The sequence below is a fragment of the Halobaculum magnesiiphilum genome (assembly GCF_019823105.1).
Lineage (GTDB): Archaea > Halobacteriota > Halobacteria > Halobacteriales > Haloferacaceae > Halobaculum > Halobaculum magnesiiphilum.
This window is the reverse complement of sequence record NZ_CP081958.1, coordinates 950,049-964,496: the sequence shown is the minus strand read 5'-3', so window position 1 is coordinate 964,496 and position 14,448 is coordinate 950,049. Positions and strand designations below refer to the sequence as shown.

The window sequence follows — 14,448 nt, the reverse complement described above, 5'->3', positions numbered from 1 at the left end:
TGCTCGAACGCCCCGCGCGTGAGGCAACTGTCCACGCCGCACCGCGGGCAGGATCCGGGTTCGAGATCGACCGGTTCGCCGTTCACGGATCGGCCTCCGGCCGGTTTGCGGTTAGTAATCGATCGCCTTCTGAAGGGTATCTATGACATATTCACCGACGACCGATAGGCGAGTGACCACAGCGATCCGCGCCGTCGTGGCGAGCGTCGGACCCGCGGAACCAAGCGGCGGGCACCGGGTTCTGCGGGGAAACGGCCATTACCCGGGGCGACATCGCACCGATATGGCGTCCGTAACCGAGTTCTCCGACGGCACCGTCCGACTCGAACGCGACGACGACGGGGTCGCTCGCGTCGTTCTGAACGACCCGGACCGACGAAACGCGCTGTCGGTCGCGATGACCGACGGGATCGAGGCGGCGATCGACGACCTGGAGGGCGGGGACACCCGCTGTGTCGTGTTCGAGGGCGAGGGCCCGGCCTTTTGCGCCGGCGGCGACATCGACTCGATGCTCGACCGCCAGGAGTCGGATGAGGCGGTCGACCACGCGGTACGACACGTGATCCAGGAGATCGGCCGGTGCGTGAAGCGGGTGTACGAGTGCGAGTTCCCGACCGTGGCGAAGATCGACGGCGCCGCGTTCGGCGCGGGCGCGAACCTCGCCATCGCCTGCGACGTGACCGCCCTCCACGAGGACGCCCAGATCGGCTTCGGCTTCCGCGAGGTCGGCCTCGCGGTCGACTCGGGCACCTCCTATCTCCTGCCGCGCCTCGTCGGCGAGAACGTCGCGAAGGAGCTCGTCTACACCGGCGAGCTGTTGGGCGCCGAGCGCGCCGAGGAGCTCGGCGTCGTGAACCACGCCGTCGGCGACGACGAGTTCGAGGCGCGCGTCTCGATGCTGGTCGACCGGATCGCCTCGGGGCCGACGGTCGCGCTGCGAACGTCGAAGCGCCTGCTGCGCTCGGAGTTCGCGACGCTGGGGGAGGCGATCGAACACGAGGCCGGCGCGCAGGCGGCCGTCTTCGACACGCACGACCACACCGAGGGGCTGGACGCGTTCGCCGAGAAGCGACAGCCGGAGTTCGAGGGGCGGTAAGGGGGCGACCGTCGGGGCCACCGTAATCTCCGCGGCTGTGGGGGCCACCGGGACCGGTCGGACCGGAGGACGCCGAACCCGGCCTCCCCGGGACCGCGGAGCGAAACGTAGAAGGGAGAACCCGAGAACACTGGTGGCATGGCCGAGTACACCGTGGAGTTCGTCGGCACCGGCGAGACCATCGAGGTGTCCGACAAGCAGACGATCCTGAACGCCTGCATCGAGGAGGGCATCGCGCAGGAGTACTCCTGCCGGGTCGGGATGTGTCTGGCGTGCACCGCCGAGATCGTCGAGGGGGAGGTGGCCCAGCAGGCGGCCGTCGCCCGCGCGCTCACCGAGGAGGAGGCCGAGGACTACGCGCTCACCTGCATGGCGCGCGCGCAGTCGGACCTGAAGCTCGACCGCGGCAAGTACCCGCCGAGCATCGAGGACGACGCCGCCGCGACCGCCGGCGCCGCCGCTGACGACGACTGAGGTCCGCCACAACAGTTTCATCGCCCCGGTCGGAACCCGCAGGCAGTGATACGGGATCGAGGCGTCCGGCTGTTCCCACCTGCGCTGGCGACGGCGATCCTCGGTCTCGCGATCGGCCACGTTCTGATCGACGAGGACCCGTTCTGGATCGAACTCGCGGAGGCGTCGATCCTCCTGGTGTTCGCCGGGGTACTCGCGTTCGTCGCCGTTCGCGTCCGTCGCGAGCAGCTCCCGAACGAGCGCGTGGCCCGAATCGTCGCGACGAGCCTCGGTGCCGGCGTCGTCGTCGGCGGGCTGTCCGCGGTGTACGCCGTCTCCCGCCACGCCAGCGGCGAGCCCGTCACGGAGGGATGGTTGGTCCTCTCGATCGGCTGGAGCCTGGGGACGAGTTCGGGCGGGCTCGTCGGCTACTACGTCGAACGGGTTCGCGCCGAACGGGCGGCTCAAGAGCAGTTGACGGGACGGCTCACCGTCCTCCAGCGGGTCCTCCGACACAACATCCGCAACGAGGTGAGCATCATTCGGGGGGTCGCCGACTCGGCCGCGGAGTCGGCGGACCAGGCCGATGTCGAGTCGGACCTTCGGACGCTGATCGACCACGTCGACCGGGTCCACGAGCTCTCCGAGAAGGCGCAGACGCTCGCGGACCTGTGGAACGTCGACGAGTCCGTCGAGACGGACCTGGCGGCCGTCGCGCGCGAGGAGGTGCGCCGCTTTCACGAGGAGCACCCCGAGATCGATCTTCGCGCGTCGATCCCGGAACACGCCGCCGCCGTCGTCCACCCGTCGGCCGGGACGGCGATCCGCGAGGCGCTGGACAACGCCGTCCGGCACAACGACGACGCGGTCGCCATCACCCTCACCGTCGCCGAGGAGGGGAAGTGGACGACCGTGACGGTGGTCGACGACGGGTCACACATCCCGAGCGAGGAGCTCGACGCGCTCGCGAAGCTGCAGGAGTTCCCGCTCAAGCACGTCAGCGGACTGGGGCTGTGGGTCATCTACTGGGTCGTGGAGCTCTCGGACGGCCGGCTGACCATCGAGAACCGCGACCCCCGGGGGGTCCGCGTCGAGCTCCGGTTCCGATCGCGACGGCACGCTCGCCGGGACCGCAACGGCGTCCGGGGGACGTGACCCTCAGCGATTCGCTTCCATCCACTCGGCCGCGAAGTCGACGAGCGGCCGCATCCGACAGACCGTCGCCTCCGCGTCGCCGACGCGGCCCCGCCACACCTCCGACCCGTGCTCGGCCTCGAACGCCGCCTCGATCTCCCGGAAGTCGTCGCGCGACTCGGGCTCGGTGAACTCGACCCACTCGCGCTCGCCGTCGACGAGCACCGGCCCGCCGTTCGTCTCGGGGTCCCCGCCGTAGTCGGCGCGGTACTCCGCGAGATGGAGGGACGTGTTCGCGTCGACGCCGACCCGGACGATCAGCGCGTCGCGCTCGTACAGCCGCGCCAGCGGCGAGTCCTCCCCCATCGGCGAGTCGTACGCGTGATCCGCCGTCACCGCCTCGGCGTCGGCTCCCCACGCGGCGAAGGACGTGGTCGGATGGCGGCTGCGGCGTGCGCCGGGGTAGTCGCGCAGGCATTCCGGGATCGCGCCCATCCCCCGCGTCGGGGTCAGTTCGGGCCGGTACGGTGCCCCCTCCGCGCGGATCGTCTCGATCCAGTCGTCGGGAACGGGCGGGTTCTCCCAGTCGGTCGGGTCGGACAACTGGGTCGAGTGCGTCGGCACCGCGATCGTCCCGTCCTCCGTCACCGCACCCAGCAGCGCGTCGACGACCGTCGGCACGCCGCCGGCGACCCACCCGATCGCCGACAGCGACGAGTGGACGAGCGCGGTTTCGCCGGGCGTCACACCCAGGTCGCGCAGGTCCGCCCGCAGCCCGTCGGTCGAACGCGGCGCCTCGGTGCGCTCGACGACCTCGCGTTCGCTCATGCGGGGACGGCGACGCCGGCGCGGAAAAGTGCTCGGCCGGCGTGCGATCCAGTGACTACCCGACCGCGCAGTTGTTCGGGCCCAACTCGGCCTCGAACGCCGCCTCGTCGTCCATCGACTCGACCCCGAGGTTCGTCGCGACGATCCGCTCGAAGTTGGCCGGGCGCGGCGGCAGCGACGAGGCGACGCGGTCGACGAACGCCGCGCGGTCGAGCCCGAGCACGTCGAGGTCGCGCAGCGCCGACAGCGGCGCGGCGTAGGCGTCGCCGCGGGCGTCGGCGGGGTCGGCGAAGTGCCCCGGCGCGACGAGGGTGTCCTCGGGGAGCGCGAGCAGTCGGTCGTGCAGCGTGTCGTACGCCCGTTCGGCGAGGTCGCGCGCGCCGTCGTCGCCCTCCTCCAGATCCGGCCGACCGACGCCGTTCAGGAACAGCGCGTCGCCGGTGAACAGCACGTCGGCGGCGTCGGGGTCGTCGCGGTGGAGCCGCAGGCAGGTCAACTCGCTCGTGTGTCCCGGGGCGTGGATCGCCGACACCTCCGCGTCGCCCACCCGAAGCGCGTCGCCGTCGGCCAACAGCGTCGGGTCGAACGCGAGGCCGCGATCGGTCGCGCGGTCCGGGAGCACGACCTCGGCGTCGCCGCCGGTCGCCTCTCGGACCGCGCGGACGCCGCTGACGTGATCCGCGTGGACATGCGTGTCGACGGCGTACCGGAGCGTCGCACCCATCTCGGCGGCGTCCTCGACGTACCGGTCGGCGAACGCGCGCAGCGGGTCGACGACGAGCGCCTCGCGGTCGTCGCCGTCGTCGTCGCCCTCGCGGTCCTCGCCGCCGCCGGCGACGATCAGGTACGCGAGACAGCCCGAGGAGGGGCGCTGGTACTGGATCACGGTCAGGGCGCCGCGCCTGACGAGCGGCTCCGCGAGGTACGTCTCGGCCCACGCGTCCATGCCGCCGGCGAGGTTCACCGCGTCGACGCCGGCGTCGGCGAGGTCGCCCGCGACCTCGGCGCTCGCCTTCCCCCGGCCGCAGACGACGAGGATCGGCTCGGGGAGGTCGTCGGGGAGCGGGTCGCTCGCGTCGCCCGTCGCGGCCGCGGCGACGAACTTCACGTGCGGGACGTGCCTGGCGGTCACCGAGCGGCCGTCGACGTGCCACGCCTCGAACTCGGGGCGGTCGCGCACGTCCAGCACGGACACCGGCTCGCCGTCGCGAAGCAGGCGCGCGAGCGCCGCCGGCCCGAGTTCGCCGCCCGGGTCGCCGCCGAGCGATCCCGCGTCGGCTGCGTCGCGAGCGGTGGGATCCGAACGGTCGGTCATCAGTCGGCTTCCTCCCCCCTCACTCCCGCCGCTCGAAGGCGTGTTTCACGACCTCGCTGTCGTCGTCCCACTCAAACTCGTCGTGGACGCGGTTCAGTCGCGCCCTGTACGCCTCCAGGTCCTCCGAGCCCTCGGCGCGCGCGTCCTCGTCGGTGAGGTCGCCGAGCGTGCGGCGCTCGATCGCCGTCACCTCGAACGTCGTGCCGTCGATCTCGAAGGTGTCCCCCTCGTCGGCGTAGGCGTGTCCGCGGTGGAGCTGCGTGACCCTCCCCTCGGCGGCCATCCGCTGAACGTGCTCGTTCGGCAGGATCTCCGAGGCGTCGATGTGTGCCATACCGGATCGGTCGTGTCGTGCGGGGGAAACGTTAACGCCGCCCTCGGCGACCGATCGGCCATGGACGGCGAGCGATTCCGCGAGACCGTCGAGTCGGCGAGGTCGACCGAGCTGGAGCGGCTCGGCTCGAACAAGCTCCTCATCGCGCTCACCGACGCGACCCTGGAGCCCGAGGCGGTGTTGTGCGCCGCCGCCGACTCCGAGCACGCCGCCCACACCACCTTCGCCGCGTGGGCCGACGACGCCGACGACGAGGCCGCCGCGGAGCTGTTCGCGTGGCTCGCCGAGCGCGAGCGCGACCACCGCGAGCGCGTGCTCGACTCGCTTTCGGAGATGGGCGTCGAGCACGACCCCGTCGACGGCGGGACGATGCACGAGTACCTCCGCGCCCGCGAGGACCCGATCGAGCGCGTCGCCGCCGGCACCGTCGGCCGCGGGCTCGTCAGCGACCGCTCGCACCTCCAGATCGTCTCGTTCTTCGTCAACGAGGGCGATGAACCGCGTGCGGACCTGTTTCGCGACCTGCGCGCCGAGACCGAGGAGGAGCTGGAACGCGGACTGGCGCTGTTGGAGGACCGCTGTGCGGACGACGAGGACGGCGACGACTGGGAGCGCGCGCGGATGGTCGCCGAGTACGTCGTGCAGATCGCCTACGACGACTACGCCGACGCGCTGACCGGGATGGGGATCGACGTGAAGCCGGTGTGTTGACGGGCGCGCGGGGAACCGATCCCGGCGTCGTCGTGGCTCTCCGTCGGGACGCGATCCCGGCGGCGATAGTCGTCCGGCTGGAACCGTGAGACGACTTATTGTCGACTGTGACGACGATCACGACCGCATATGTCAAACACTGCCAAGGTGATCGAGCTGGTCGGCAACTCGGACGAATCGTGGGAGCACGCCGCACAGAGCGCCCTGAACGACGCGGACCAGACGCTGGAGGAGATCAGCGGGATCAAGATCGCCTCGCAGACGGCGACCGTCGAGGACGGACAGATCGACCAGTACAAGACCGTTCTGCACGTGTCGTTCCAACTCAAACGGTGACGATGCGGCGGAACTGACCGGCGGTCGCGACCGCTCCCCGCGGGTCGTTACGAATCTCGAAACCGTCGCAGCGCGGGGGTGCACCTCCGTGCAAAACCGCACGACTGCGGCTCGATCCCCGAGCCGAGCGATTGAAGGGACGCGGCGACGGCGTATTCGGTGATGCGACACGACCACCTCCTCTCGGCGGGCCAGCTCACCCGGGAGGACATCGAGGCCGTCCTGGACCGCGCGGCCGACTTCGCCGACGACCCCGGGCTCGTCGGCGACCGCCACGCCGACCGGCTGCTCGCGCTGTGCTTCTTCGAGCCGAGCACGCGCACGAAGATGTCGTTCGACACCGCCATGAAGCGGATCGGCGGCGACACCGTCGACATGGGCTCCGTCGAGTCGTCGTCGGTGAAGAAGGGGGAGTCGTTGGCGGACACCGTCCGCGTCATCGAGGGGTACGCCGACGGGATCGTCCTGCGCCACCCCAGCGAGGGCGCCGCGAAGCTCGCCTCGCAGTTCGTCGACGTGCCCGTCGTCAACGCCGGCGACGGCGCCGGCCAACACCCGAGCCAGACATTGCTGGACCTGTACACGATCCGCGAGCGGGCGGGGCTCGACGACCTGACCGTCGGGATCATGGGCGACCTGAAGTACGGGCGGACGGTCCACTCGCTGGCGTCGGCGCTCACGAACTTCGACGCGCGAATGCACTTCATCAGCCCCGAGTCGCTGCGGCTGCCGCGCGGGGTCCAGTTCGACCTCCACGACGCCGGCGCCAGGCTCAGGGAGCACACCGACCTCGACGAGGTGCTCGGCGAACTCGACGTGCTGTACGTCACCCGGATCCAGCGCGAACGGTTCCCCGACGAGAACGAGTACCAGCAGGTCGCCGGCGAGTACCAGATCGACGCGGAGACGCTGGAGCGCGCCCGCGACGACCTCACCGTGATGCACCCGCTGCCGCGGGTCGACGAGATCGCACCCGACGTGGACGCGACTGACCACGCCGCCTACTTCGCACAGGCGCACAACGGCGTCCCGGTCCGGATGGCGCTGCTGGACGAGCTCCTCCGCGAGGACGGGGGTGACGACCGATGAGCGACCCCGAGCGCGAGCTGCGCGTCTCGAAGATCCGAGACGGGACTGTCATCGATCACATCACCGGCGGGCAGGCGCTGAACGTCCTCGCGATCCTCGGCATCGGCGGCGACGAGGGGATGGGCGTGTCGATCGGGATGAACGTCCCCTCGGACAAGCTCGGGACGAAGGACGTGGTGAAGGTGGAGGACCGGGAGCTGAGCCAGGGCGAGGTCGACGTGCTCTCGCTGTTGGCCCCGGAGGCGACCGTCAACATCGTCCGCGAGTTCGAGGTCGTCGAGAAGAAGCGCGTCGAGCGCCCCGAGCGCGTCGTCGGGCTGCTCACCTGCCCGAACCACAACTGCATCACGAACGCCGACGAGCCCGTCGAGTCTGCCTTCGAGGTCGTCGACGACGGCGTCCGCTGTGAGTTCTGCGGCGAGATCGTCCGCGAGGACATCGGCGACCACCTCGCCGTTCACTGACGCCGACGGCCGCCGGCGACACCCGCCGATCTCGTGTCTCGATCCGATTCGAGCCAGTGACTGCGGCCCGTCGTCAGGTATATTAGTTGGTTGTATTACTAGGTAGTCGTATGCCACGGACGCAACTCGAACGGGCACGGGCGGGCGAGACGACGCCCGCGATGGAGCGGGTCGCCGAACGCGAAAGCCGGGACCCGGAGACGGTTCGCGCGGCGGTCGCCGACGGCGAGGCGGTGATCCCCGCGAACCACGCGCACGACGCGCTGGACCCGATGGTGATCGGCGCCGACTTCGCGACGAAGGTGAACGCCAACATCGGTGCGAGCGAGGACGCCAGCGGTCCGGAGGCGGAACTGGAGAAGCTCCACACGGCCGTCCACCACGGCGCGGACACGGTGATGGACCTGTCGACGGGCGGCCCGCTCGCGGAGATCCGGGAGTCGATCGTCGCCCACTCCCCGGTTCCCGTCGGGACGGTCCCGATCTACGGGGCGGTGAAACGGGCGGGGTCGCCGGAGGCCCTCACGACGGACCTCCTGCTGGAGGTGATCCGGGAGCAGGCCGAGCAGGGCGTCGACTACATGACGATCCACGCGGGCGTGCTGATGGAACACCTCCCCCTCACCGACGGCCGGATCACGGGGATCGTCTCCCGGGGCGGGTCGATCCTCGCGGAGTGGATGGAGACCCACGGCGAGCAGAACCCGCTGTACGTCGCCTTCGACGAGATATGCGCGGTCCTCGGCGAGCACGACGTGACGGTCTCCCTGGGCGACGGGCTCCGACCCGGAAGCGTCGCGGACGCCTCCGACGCCGCGCAGTTCGCCGAACTGGAGACGCTCGGGGAGCTGACGGAGCGAGCGCAGGGGGCCGGCGTGCAGGTCATGGTCGAGGGCCCGGGGCACGTCCCGCTGGACCAGGTGGCGGCGAACGTCGAGCGCCAGCGCGAGGTGTGCGACGGCGCCCCCTTCTACGTGCTCGGGCCGCTCGTCACCGACATCGCGCCGGGGTACGACCACATCACCTCGGCCATCGGCGCGACCGAGGCGGCCCGCGCGGGCGCCGCGATGCTGTGTTACGTGACGCCCAAGGAGCACCTCGGCCTCCCCGACGCCGACGACGTGCGCGACGGACTGGCCGCCTACCGCATCGCCGCCCACGCCGCGGACGTGGCGAACGGCCTGCCCGGCGCGCGCGACTGGGACGACGCGCTCTCGGCGGCCCGATACGAGTTCGACTGGCGCCGGCAGTTCGATCTCGCGCTGGACCCCGAGCGCGCCCGCTCCTTCCACGACCAGACGCTCCCCGGGGACAACTACAAGGAAGCCCGCTTCTGCTCGATGTGCGGCGCGGAGTTCTGCTCGATGCGGATCGACCAGGACGCCCGCGACCGCGACGGCGAGATGGAGCGGACCGGCCACGAGGTCGACCTGGACGCCTCGCCGGCCGCCGCGACGAACCTCCCGCCCGCGGGCACCCACGACACGAGCCGCACGCCCGCATGGCCGCCCGACGGCGTGGACTCCGACGACGCCGAGCGGTCGACGGGGCCGGGAGACGAGCCGACCGAGGCCGACGACTGACCGGACCCTCGACAGAGTCAGGGACCGCGAACCGCCGCGATGACGCATCGGAAACCCCTATCCCGTTCGGGCCGTCACTGTGGTCCATGAACCCGATCGACACGCTCCGCCGACCGGAGTACACCGGCGAGAACCGGTGTGGCCCGTGCACCGCGGTCAACGTCGCCGTCGTCGTCGCCGCGGCCGCACTCGCCGGGATCCGGCGGCGGTCGCTCGCCGTCCCCGTGCTCGCGGTCGGCGCGGCGCTCGTGTACCTGCGCGGCTACGTCGTCCCCGGAACGCCCGCGTTCGCCCCCGACCTCGTCCGGTCGTTGGGCCTCGAAGACCGGTTCCGCCACGTCGCCCCCGACGGCGGCGACCCCGAGCGCCGTCGCGAGTCCGACGACCTCGTCGCCGACACCGACCCGGGGGAGCTGCTTGGCGCGATGTTCAGCCACGGCGTGATCGAGGAGGGCGAGGGCGACGACGACGCGCTGTACCTGACCGAGGCGTTCGAGGCCGCCTGGCGCGAGGAGTTGGAGACGCTGCGTGAGGCGAGCCCCGACGACCTCGTCGAGGCGACCGCCGAGGTCGTCCCCTTCGAGGCCGAGGGCGAGCGCAAGTACGACGGCGTCTCCGTCGAGGGCGAGGAGGGCCTAGTCTGGCTTCGGCCGACGAACGCCACCGGCGACGTGGCCGCCGTGCGCGCGATGGAACGCCTCGACGTGCCGGAGTCGCTGCGCGCGCCGGCGACGACGCCGCTGCGGCTGTTCACGCCCGAATGTCCCGCCTGCGGGGGCGACCTCGAGGAACGCACCGTCGCCGACGGCTGCTGCGGCGGGACGATGGGGATCGAGGACACGCCCACCCGGGACGTGCTCGCGTGCGTCGACTGCGGGGCTGAGGTGCACGTGTTCGCCGACGAGGGAGCCGACAGCGACAACGACGAGGGCGGCGACGGCGGCGACGGCGGCGACGGCGGCGACGGCGGCGACGGCGGCGACGGTGACGATGCGGGCGAGGACGCCGAGACCGACGAGATCGAGGACGCCGACCGCGACGCCACCGACACCTGACGATCGATATCGATCCCGGCGACGGACGCGTCCCAGGGCGGAAACGATTAGTGCCCGCCGCCTGAACTGTCACGTATGTCCGGAAAGTCCAAACTCGTCGTGTTGTTCGGTGTCGTCGTGCTCCTGTACGTCCTCTTCAGCTCCAACACCGAGCCGGTCGAGGTCGAAGTCGAGACCGAGGACTGAGCACGCGGGCGGCCGCTGCCGGCCGCCGGCCGCCGGTCCCACGGCGTTTCGACCCGCCAGTCGTCCCTTCTTTCGAAACACGTACCCTCACGAGCGGCCAAGCACCGGTATGACCCAGTACGGCGTCGTCACCCGCAACGCCGAGGAGACGGAGTGGCCCGACTTCGATCTGGCCTTCTACGAGGTGAAGGACGTGACCGGCCGCTCGGCCGAGCCCCTGGAGACGGCCGTGAACATGGTGTCGTGCTTCGGGGACAACGCCGCCGCGGAGGCGACCCCCGACCTCGTCCCGGTCGACGCCGAGGGCCGGCCGGCGACGCGCGACCGGACGTACTTCGACTGGGCGTACATCTGCCCCACCCACGAGGAGTACCGCCGCGGCCTGCTGGAGATCGTCGAGGACTGTGCGGCCGTCAACGGCGACGTGCGACTCGACGACGTCGGGTTCCCGCGCGAAGGGTACTGTCGGTGTGACCGGTGTGAACGACTGTTCGATGAGAGCCGTCACGACGAGTGGGCCGACTGGCGCGCCGAGGTGATCACCGACTTCGTCGCCGAGGCGACCGAGCGGATCCCCGGCCGTGTCTACCTCACCCTGTACCCCGATCCGTATCCGGGCCACCTGTACGACCGCGCGGGACTCGATCTGGAGGCGCTTTCCCCCCACGTCGACGAGTTCGTCGTCCCGCTGTACGACACGAACTACGGGACGACCTACTGGCTGGAGACGATCGCGAAGGGGTTCGAGAGTCGGCTGGCGGATCTGGACGTGACGTTCTCCGTCGAGCTGTACGCCGTGAACGTCGACATCGACGACCTGAACCACGCCGCGGAGGTCGCCGCCGAGTACGGCGAGGACGTGTTCTTCGGCTACGACGCGAGTCAGGCCGTGGCGGCGCTGCGCCGGATGAAGGCCGACGCGCGGGAGGGGCGAAGCTACGGGGGCGAGGAGACCGAGTCCGGTTCCGAATCCGGGTCGGACTCCGACACCGGCTCTGGCTCCGGCTCGGAGTAGCGGGCGCGCTACGACAGCGGCCCGTACGCGAGCGCCCAGATGACGACGATCGTCAGGAGGAAGACGAACCCCGCGACGCCCGCGAGAACGACCACCAGTCCGCCGGTCTCCGTCCGCTGTGTCCGATCGGTCATACCGGCGCGAGGGACCGCCGGACCATAGACCCCCCGGCGGGACCGAGATACCCCGCCAACGAGACGCTCCGTCGGCATCGAGCCCACCCGGCGGAACCGCCGACCGCGCCCCTGCCGCATCAGTACTTGCGATCCGAGTGATTCTTTGGGTGGCCCTCCCGTAGTCCGCCCATGACCCTCTACGATCGTCTCTACGAGCTGTACGCGGAGTTCGACACGGAGACGCTGCGCGCGTATCGCGAGTTCGTCGACCTGTTTCCCCCGCTCGACTCCCGGGTCGCGCTCGACAACTGGGACGAGGCGAACGCCGACCTCGCCGACCGCCGCGAGCGCATCGAGCGCGCCTTCGGCGACGAGGGCGACGCCCTCGCGGAGGTCGCCGCGATGGCCGACCGCGAGTCGGCGTTCACCGCGCTCGACCTCCACGGGAAGTACGGCCGCGCGCCCAACGCGCTCGTGCTCGACGTGGACGAGACGCTGCGCTCCGCGGGCGACACGGACAACGAGATCCCCCGCGAGACGCTCCACCTGCTCACCGAGTTCGCCGAGCGCGGCACCCCGCTAGTGATCTGCACGGGCCAGACCCTCGAGAACGTGAAGGGGTTCCTGATCCAGGGGCTCGGCAACGAGCTGGTCCACTCGGGCGACGTGTCCGTCGTCTACGAGGCGGGCGCGGGCGTGTTCACGCCCGGCAGCGGCGCCGACACCAAGCGGCTCCTGTACGACGACCTCGCGGAGGACGTGCGCGGCGTCGTCGACGACGTGCGCGACGGCGTGCTCCGCGAGGCGCCCGAGCGCGTCCGGCGCGGCTGTCACCTCCAGGGCAACGAGTTCAACGTCACCCTCAAGCCCAACTACGAGACCGGCAGCGACGACGCCGAGGCCGTCATCGACGAGGCGATGGTCCACCTGCTCGATCTGGTCGGCGGGGCCGCGGGCGAGCGGCTCGACATCGACGACGGCGCCGCCGCCGCGCGGGCGTACTACGCCGCCGCCGACCCAGAGATCGCCGGCGCGATCGACCGGGCGGGCGCCGCCGCCGACGGCGACGTGCCCGACGCCGCGGCGACGCTGTTCGACCGCCTCGAGATCGCGCTCTACCGCGCGGACGCCGCCGAACTCGCCGCCGCGGAGCTGCACAAGGCCGCCGGCGTCGAGGCGTCCCTGGACGTGCTCGGCGTCGACGACCCGTTCGTCTGCGTCATGGGCGACTCGAAGTCCGACCTCCGAGTGATGGAGTGGGCCGAGGAACACGACTCGGGGGTCGCGGCCGCGCCGGAACACTCCTCGCAGAACGTGCTGGAGCACGTGCGCTCGACCGACGACCTCGTGTTCGCGCCCGGCGCCGCTTCGGACGTGCTCCGGACGATGTACGCGTGGCGCTGTCTGGCGGATCTGAACGGGTCGAACTGACGGATCGGACGGTTCCGCGTCCGGACGAAAGATCGAGATCGGTTCCGGGGTGCTACGGCTCGCGGCGACGAAGCGCCACCAGTCCGACCGCCACGAGGAGCGCCAGACCGAGCGGGTGGACCAGCGCGCCGGTCGTCTCGGTCGATCCGCCCGAGTCACCCGAGTCGTCACCGTCGCCACCGGATTCGTCGTCGGAACTGGGCGTCGCGGTGTCGCCGTCGGTCGGGCTTGTCGTCGCCGGCGGTGCCGTCGTCGTCGGCCCGACCGTCGGTCCGGGGGTCGTCGTCTCCGATCCGGGCGTGTCCGTGGTCGCCGTGGCGGTCGTGTCGGACGCGGTCGCCGTCGCGTTCGATGTCGGGGCCTCGGTCGTCGCCGTGCCCGTCGTCGATCCGGTTCCCGAGTCGCCGCCCGAGCCGCCCGAGTCGGTCGCCGTCGCGGTTGCCGTCCCGGAATCGCTCCCGACGCGCACCGTCGTGCTATCGCTGATCCCGTAGTACTCCCGCGCGGTGTCGTCGAACGCGAGGTCGCCGCGAACGCCCGAGACGACGGTGTACTCCCCGTCCTCGAACTGGCCGGCGTCGACGGTCGCGCGGTAGGTCGTCTCGTTCACCCGGTCCGCCTCGGCGACAATCCGCGTCGAGTCGTCGCCGACGGCGACGTTCACAGATTCGAACGCTGGCGGGTCATCGCGGGGTGAGATCGTCACGTCCACGGTGAAGGTCCCGTCGGAGTCGACGGAGTCGGGTACGTTCTGCGTGACATCGTATCCCTGGACAACGAACGGCTCGGCCGCGTACACCTCTCGCTCGTCGCCGGATTCGTTGGTGACGACGACGACGTAGGTGCCGACCTGGTAGTTGTCAAGCGAGATGTCGAACGTCTCGCTTCCGAAGCCGGATCGGACATCGACGGCATCCTGCTCGCCGTTCACGACCCGGACGGTGTAATACTCGCCCGAGGGCGCGTCGACAGCGAATTCCAGCGTCCCCCCCAGTTCCGCTCGCCCGACCTCGGTCACCTCGACCATCTCGCCCTCAGCCTCGTAGGTAGTGTGGGGTACGTCGACGGCGCCGTCGATCTCGACCGCGTACCCGGTCTGGGCGGCCGCGAACGCGGCCGCCGCCCCCGTCGAGACGACAGCGAGGGCCGCGATCAGCGCCAGGAGCCGCCGCCGGTCGACCGCGGCGTCGCTCGTGCGGCTGCTCATGGTCGGCCTCGACTGCGGCGGCTGACGGGGGACGTTCGCGGGCGCACGTGTACCCCGTGCGGACGTGTCAACAAAAACGTCTCCGGTCGCGTGCG

At 71.0% G+C, this 14,448-nt stretch carries 16 protein-coding genes; 11 read left to right on the top strand and 5 right to left on the bottom strand.

The window, feature by feature from the left end:
• Positions 1-283: 283 nt before the first annotated feature.
• The 3 genes from K6T50_RS04835 to K6T50_RS04825 all read left to right on the top strand — a co-directional run bounded on the left by K6T50_RS04835 (position 284) and on the right by K6T50_RS04825 (position 2,704).
• A complete protein-coding gene (locus tag K6T50_RS04835; RefSeq protein ID WP_222608271.1) occupies positions 284-1,096 on the top strand; it encodes an enoyl-CoA hydratase/isomerase family protein in 813 nt (270 codons plus the stop codon).
• 138 nt (positions 1,097-1,234) lie between these two features.
• On the top strand, positions 1,235-1,570 hold the full coding sequence (locus tag K6T50_RS04830) for a 2Fe-2S iron-sulfur cluster-binding protein (RefSeq protein WP_222608270.1): 336 nt from the start codon (positions 1,235-1,237) through the stop codon (positions 1,568-1,570).
• 45 nt (positions 1,571-1,615) lie between these two features.
• Positions 1,616-2,704, top strand: coding sequence for an ATP-binding protein (locus K6T50_RS04825; protein WP_222608269.1), 1,089 nt, complete (start codon positions 1,616-1,618; stop codon positions 2,702-2,704).
• Between the two features lie 3 nt (positions 2,705-2,707).
• On the opposite strand, the gene K6T50_RS04820 is transcribed toward K6T50_RS04825, so the two are convergent.
• From K6T50_RS04820 to K6T50_RS04810, 3 genes are read right to left on the bottom strand one after another with little or no spacing between them, the layout of a single operon-like run.
• Complete coding sequence (locus K6T50_RS04820) at positions 2,708-3,511, bottom strand: AAC(3) family N-acetyltransferase (protein WP_222608268.1); 804 nt, start codon at positions 3,509-3,511, stop codon at positions 2,708-2,710.
• Between the two features lie 55 nt (positions 3,512-3,566).
• A complete protein-coding gene (locus K6T50_RS04815; RefSeq protein ID WP_222608267.1) occupies positions 3,567-4,826 on the bottom strand; it encodes an MBL fold metallo-hydrolase in 1,260 nt (419 codons plus the stop codon).
• Positions 4,827-4,845: 19 nt separating this feature from the next.
• On the bottom strand, positions 4,846-5,160 hold the full coding sequence (locus K6T50_RS04810; protein ID WP_222608266.1) for an ASCH domain-containing protein: 315 nt from the start codon (positions 5,158-5,160) through the stop codon (positions 4,846-4,848).
• 60 nt (positions 5,161-5,220) lie between these two features.
• On the opposite strand from K6T50_RS04810, the gene K6T50_RS04805 reads away from it, so the two are divergent.
• From K6T50_RS04805 to K6T50_RS04775, 7 genes are all read left to right on the top strand, one after another.
• Entirely contained in the window at positions 5,221-5,871 is a 651-nt protein-coding gene (locus K6T50_RS04805) for a ferritin family protein (RefSeq protein WP_222608265.1), read from the top strand.
• Positions 5,872-6,000: 129 nt separating this feature from the next.
• Positions 6,001-6,207 carry a dodecin family protein gene (locus K6T50_RS04800; RefSeq protein ID WP_222608264.1) on the top strand — a complete coding sequence of 69 codons (207 nt, stop codon included), beginning with the start codon at positions 6,001-6,003 and terminating at the stop codon, positions 6,205-6,207.
• 162 nt (positions 6,208-6,369) lie between these two features.
• On the top strand, positions 6,370-7,296 hold the full coding sequence (gene pyrB / locus K6T50_RS04795) for an aspartate carbamoyltransferase (protein WP_222608263.1): 927 nt from the start codon (positions 6,370-6,372) through the stop codon (positions 7,294-7,296).
• Positions 7,293-7,760 carry an aspartate carbamoyltransferase regulatory subunit gene (gene pyrI / locus K6T50_RS04790; RefSeq protein WP_222608262.1) on the top strand — a complete coding sequence of 156 codons (468 nt, stop codon included), beginning with the start codon at positions 7,293-7,295 and terminating at the stop codon, positions 7,758-7,760. Before pyrB ends, pyrI begins: the two co-directional genes overlap by 4 nt.
• Before the next feature lie 110 nt (positions 7,761-7,870).
• Positions 7,871-9,343 (top strand): phosphomethylpyrimidine synthase ThiC, encoded by a 1,473-nt coding sequence (thiC, locus tag K6T50_RS04785; RefSeq protein ID WP_222608261.1) that lies wholly within the window; start codon positions 7,871-7,873, stop codon positions 9,341-9,343.
• An 86-nt stretch (positions 9,344-9,429) separates the two neighbouring features.
• A complete protein-coding gene (locus tag K6T50_RS04780) occupies positions 9,430-10,398 on the top strand; it encodes a DUF8054 domain-containing protein (RefSeq protein ID WP_222608260.1) in 969 nt (322 codons plus the stop codon).
• A 295-nt stretch (positions 10,399-10,693) separates the two neighbouring features.
• A complete protein-coding gene (locus K6T50_RS04775; RefSeq protein ID WP_222608259.1) occupies positions 10,694-11,599 on the top strand; it encodes an alpha-amylase family protein in 906 nt (301 codons plus the stop codon).
• A gap of 8 nt (positions 11,600-11,607) precedes the next feature.
• Here the strand turns inward: K6T50_RS04775 and K6T50_RS19125 are convergent, their stop codons facing one another.
• Positions 11,608-11,733: a hypothetical protein gene (locus tag K6T50_RS19125; protein WP_275673111.1), complete on the bottom strand. Its 126-nt coding sequence runs from the start codon at positions 11,731-11,733 to the stop codon at positions 11,608-11,610.
• A 171-nt stretch (positions 11,734-11,904) separates the two neighbouring features.
• Between K6T50_RS19125 and K6T50_RS04770 the strand changes: the two genes are divergently transcribed.
• Positions 11,905-13,146 carry an HAD family hydrolase gene (locus K6T50_RS04770; RefSeq protein WP_222608258.1) on the top strand — a complete coding sequence of 414 codons (1,242 nt, stop codon included), beginning with the start codon at positions 11,905-11,907 and terminating at the stop codon, positions 13,144-13,146.
• 52 nt (positions 13,147-13,198) lie between these two features.
• Here the strand turns inward: K6T50_RS04770 and K6T50_RS04765 are convergent, their stop codons facing one another.
• Positions 13,199-14,353, bottom strand: coding sequence for a hypothetical protein (locus K6T50_RS04765; protein ID WP_222608257.1), 1,155 nt, complete (start codon positions 14,351-14,353; stop codon positions 13,199-13,201).
• Positions 14,354-14,448 lie beyond the last annotated feature (95 nt).

Bases quoted from the DNA above. Each gene is read 5' to 3' on its own strand.
- K6T50_RS04835 (WP_222608271.1), top strand. From the start codon at position 284: ATGGCGTCCGTAACCGAGTTCTCCGACGGCACCGTCCGACTCGAACGC.
- K6T50_RS04830 (WP_222608270.1), top strand. From the start codon at position 1,235: ATGGCCGAGTACACCGTGGAGTTCGTCGGCACCGGCGAGACCATCGAG.
- K6T50_RS04820 (WP_222608268.1), bottom strand. From the start codon at position 3,511: ATGAGCGAACGCGAGGTCGTCGAGCGCACCGAGGCGCCGCGTTCGACC.
- K6T50_RS04815 (WP_222608267.1), bottom strand. From the start codon at position 4,826: ATGACCGACCGTTCGGATCCCACCGCTCGCGACGCAGCCGACGCGGGA.
- K6T50_RS04810 (WP_222608266.1), bottom strand. From the start codon at position 5,160: ATGGCACACATCGACGCCTCGGAGATCCTGCCGAACGAGCACGTTCAG.
- K6T50_RS04805 (WP_222608265.1), top strand. From the start codon at position 5,221: ATGGACGGCGAGCGATTCCGCGAGACCGTCGAGTCGGCGAGGTCGACC.
- K6T50_RS04800 (WP_222608264.1), top strand. From the start codon at position 6,001: ATGTCAAACACTGCCAAGGTGATCGAGCTGGTCGGCAACTCGGACGAA.
- pyrB (WP_222608263.1), top strand. From the start codon at position 6,370: ATGCGACACGACCACCTCCTCTCGGCGGGCCAGCTCACCCGGGAGGAC.
- pyrI (WP_222608262.1), top strand. From the start codon at position 7,293: ATGAGCGACCCCGAGCGCGAGCTGCGCGTCTCGAAGATCCGAGACGGG.
- thiC (WP_222608261.1), top strand. From the start codon at position 7,871: ATGCCACGGACGCAACTCGAACGGGCACGGGCGGGCGAGACGACGCCC.
- K6T50_RS04780 (WP_222608260.1), top strand. From the start codon at position 9,430: ATGAACCCGATCGACACGCTCCGCCGACCGGAGTACACCGGCGAGAAC.
- K6T50_RS04775 (WP_222608259.1), top strand. From the start codon at position 10,694: ATGACCCAGTACGGCGTCGTCACCCGCAACGCCGAGGAGACGGAGTGG.
- K6T50_RS19125 (WP_275673111.1), bottom strand. From the start codon at position 11,733: ATGACCGATCGGACACAGCGGACGGAGACCGGCGGACTGGTGGTCGTT.
- K6T50_RS04770 (WP_222608258.1), top strand. From the start codon at position 11,905: ATGACCCTCTACGATCGTCTCTACGAGCTGTACGCGGAGTTCGACACG.
- K6T50_RS04765 (WP_222608257.1), bottom strand. From the start codon at position 14,353: ATGAGCAGCCGCACGAGCGACGCCGCGGTCGACCGGCGGCGGCTCCTG.